This is a genomic window from Pedobacter sp. 01N416, from assembly GCF_056399685.1.
This window is the reverse complement of sequence record NZ_JBFTRT010001109.1, coordinates 1-447: the sequence shown is the minus strand read 5'-3', so window position 1 is coordinate 447 and position 447 is coordinate 1. Positions and strand designations below refer to the sequence as shown.

At 34.0% G+C, this 447-nt stretch carries 1 protein-coding gene; it reads right to left on the bottom strand.

Features of this window, described 5'->3' with window-relative positions:
- Positions 1 to 272 (bottom strand): hypothetical protein (locus AC1DND_RS29465; RefSeq protein ID WP_477586587.1); only part of this gene is annotated, 272 nt, incomplete at its 3' end.
- Between the last annotated feature and the right edge of the window lie 175 nt (positions 273 to 447).

Sequence of the window (447 nt, the reverse complement as noted above, 5' to 3'; positions counted from 1 at the left end):
GTACTGCCCAATAATTCAGTTCCTTTTATTTTGGTATTGTAAATTTCTTTTCCGTCGGCGTTTTTGATTGTGAAATTCAATACCATTTCTTCGGGTTTTCTACCAGTAAGTTCGATCTTAAAAGTGTCCAAACGTTTTAAATCAGAAAAAGATTTGGCGAGGCGCTGGTTAACATTTTTAAACTCAATGGCATTGGTTTCCTTTTTGCTGTTCGAATTACAGGCAACGAGCGCTAACAGACAGATAGCAACAAAGAGCGGTATATTTCTCATATTCAAAACTACAAATTTTATGTTTTAGTTCATGTCCATATTTTATGATATCCCTTAATTTAAAAGGAATAGCCGATAGATAACCACAATTGAAAGTCGAAATAACCACCTGGGAGCCTATTCTTTAAATTATTTTGAACATGATAATAATCTCCATAACCTAAGCCTGTTAAGC